This window comes from Rhodococcus sp. EPR-157 (genome assembly GCF_001647195.1).
Classification (GTDB): domain Bacteria; phylum Actinomycetota; class Actinomycetes; order Mycobacteriales; family Mycobacteriaceae; genus Rhodococcoides.
The window spans coordinates 1-2,397 of sequence record NZ_LVCV01000015.1 but is presented as its reverse complement, the minus strand read 5'-3'; the positions used below and the strand labels follow the sequence as shown (position 1 = coordinate 2,397).

General features: G+C 65.2%; 2 protein-coding genes. Both read left to right on the top strand.

Features of this window, described 5'->3' with window-relative positions:
• On the top strand, positions 1-1,675 hold a 1,675-nt coding region (gene acs / locus A2J03_RS00445; protein WP_068368185.1), incomplete at its 5' end, for an acetate--CoA ligase.
• 87 nt (positions 1,676-1,762) lie between these two features.
• Positions 1,763-2,397 (top strand): enoyl-CoA hydratase/isomerase family protein (locus A2J03_RS00440; RefSeq protein WP_068368181.1); only part of this gene is annotated, 635 nt, incomplete at its 3' end.

The following is a 2,397-nucleotide window of genomic DNA, read 5'->3' as shown; positions in this document are numbered from 1 at the left end:
CGGACGCGGCGACCAGGTGGCCATCCACTGGGAAGGCGAGCCAGGCGACAGCCGCGACGTCACCTACTCCGATCTGCTCGCCGACGTCAGCCAAGCCGCGAACACCCTGACCGAACTCGGCCTCGTCTCCGGCGACCGCGTCGCGATCTACATGCCCATGATCCCCGAGGCCATCGTCTCGATCCTCGCGTGCGCACGCCTGGGCCTGACCCACTCGGTCGTCTTCGCCGGCTTCTCGGCCACCGCACTGCGCTCACGCATCGACGACGCCGAAGCCAAGCTCGTCATCACCACCGACGGCCAGTGGCGACGCGGCAAGCCCGCCCCCATCAAGGACACCGTCGACGAAGCAGTCGACGGCGCAGCCTCGATCGAACACGTGCTCGTCGTCAAGCGCACCGACTCCGACGTCGCCTGGACCGACGGACGCGACCTGTGGTGGCACGAGACCGTCGCCAAAGCATCGAAAGAGCATGAAGCGCAGCCCTTCCCGGCCGAGCACCCACTGTTCATCCTGTACACCTCCGGCACGACGGGTAAGCCCAAGGGCATCATCCACACCTCCGGCGGTTACCTGACGCAGACCTCGTACACCCACCACAACGTCTTCGACCACAAAGCCGGCACCGACGTCTACTGGTGCACCGCCGACATCGGCTGGGTCACCGGACACTCCTACATCGTCTACGGACCGCTCTCCAACCGCGCCACCCAGATCGTCTACGAGGGCACGCCCAATTCGCCCGACGAGCACCGGCATTGGAACGTCATCGAGAAGTACAAGGTCTCGATCTACTACACCTCCCCCACCCTCGTGCGCACGTTCATGAAGTGGGGCAAGGAAATCCCCGAAGCCCACGACCTGTCCTCGATCCGTCTGCTCGGATCCGTCGGCGAGCCGATCAACCCCGAGGCGTGGCGCTGGTTCCGCGACGTCGTCGGCGGCGGAACCGCCCCGATCGTCGACACCTGGTGGCAGACCGAAACCGGCGCGATCATGATCTCCCCGCTCCCCGGCGTCACCGCCACCAAGCCCGGCTCCGCGATGGCCCCGCTGCCCGGTATCTCCGCCAAGATCGTCGACGACGACGCCAAGCCACTGGGCAACGGCGGCAACGGATATCTCGTCCTCGACGAGCCGTGGCCGTCGATGCTGCGCGGCATCTGGGGCGACATGGACCGCTACAAGGACACCTACTGGTCGCGCTACGCCGAGGAGGGCTGGTACTTCGCCGGTGACGGCGCCAAGTACGACGACGACGGCGCCCTGTGGGTCCTCGGCCGCGTCGACGACGTCATGAACGTCTCCGGCCACCGCATCTCCACCTCCGAGGTCGAATCGGCACTGGTCACCCATCACAGTGTCGCCGAGGCCGCAGTGGTCGGGGCCGCCGACGACACCACCGGCCAGGGCATCGTCGCATTCGTCATCCTGCGCGCAGGCATCGAAAACACCGGCGACGAACTGATCGCCGAACTCAAAGCCCAGGTCTCCAAAGAGATCTCACCGATCGCCAAGCCACGGGAGATCTCCATCGTTCCCGAGCTGCCCAAGACGCGCTCCGGAAAGATCATGCGCCGCCTCCTCCGCGACGTGGCCGAGGGCCGCGAACTCGGCGACGTCTCCACCCTCGTCGACCCGAAGGTATTCGAGGCGATCACAAAAGGCCGCTAGCAAACACTCTCAGTCGATCGATCGGCACCAGCACCCGCAGTGCTTCAACGCAGCTGGTGCAACCTCGGTCTTTGACGCAAGGAAACTATGACCCAATTCGTGAAACTCCAGACGCCAGAGGATCACACCGGAGTCGGAATCATCTGCATCGACCGGCCGCCGCACAATCTGCTCAGCCGACAAGTACAGATGGAGATCGCCGCCGCGGCCGAGGAGACAAACCGACGCTCCGATATAAGCGCCGTGGTGGTGTACGGCGGTCCGAAAACGCTCGCGGCCGGAGCCGACATCAAGGAGCTGCACTCCATGACCTCGGCCGAACTGCGCGCGGATGCCCGCCGCCTTCAACAACATCTCGGTGCCATTGCGGACATCGGCAAGCCGACGGTCATGGCAATCACCGGTCTGGCTGTCGGTGCCGGTCTCGAGCTGTGCCTAGGGGCCGACCGACGTATTGCCGCCGCGAACGCGAAGCTCGGGCTCCCCGAAACCAAGTTCGGAATCATGCCGGGAGGCGGGGGCACACAGCGACTTGCTCGCTTGATCGGACCATCGAAGGCCAAGGAACTGATCTTCACCGGCCGGGTGATCGAGGCTACCGAGGCACTCGACTTTGGACTCGTCGACGAAGTTGTCGCGCCCGACGACGTCCTCGGCACCGCACTCGCGTGGGCGAGACAGTTCAGCGGGGCCGCTTCTATGGCAATCTCCCACTCGAAGCG